The organism is Pauljensenia sp. UMB3104, from assembly GCF_030217285.1.
Lineage (GTDB): Bacteria > Actinomycetota > Actinomycetes > Actinomycetales > Actinomycetaceae > Pauljensenia.
On the sequence record NZ_JASONN010000282.1, the window covers coordinates 1 to 276 of the forward strand.

Below are 276 nucleotides of genomic sequence, written 5' to 3' on the forward strand. Positions count from 1 at the left end.
GGGGATGGGCGCGCTGTTCGCGGCGGAGGCCGCCACGACCTCGAAGGTGACGGTCGACGTCGCGCGGTTACCCACCGAATCCACGACCGTGTACTCCACGCGGACGACCCCGGCCTCGGATCCGGCGGCCAGACGCACCTGGTTACCGGTGACAAACACCGTTCCCAGCTCCGAGCCCGACAGGACCGTGACGTCGGGATCCAGGTTCAGCGACAGGCCAATCGGCGAGCGATCGTTGCTCAGGACGCTCACCGAACCAATGTCGTCGGCGCGCAC

General features: G+C 68.1%; 1 protein-coding gene. It reads right to left on the minus strand.

Annotated features, from left to right (window positions below; all coding sequences use genetic code 11):
• Positions 1-276: Ig-like domain-containing protein (locus QP415_RS11720; protein WP_442953488.1), on the minus strand; the 276-nt coding region annotated here is incomplete at its 3' end.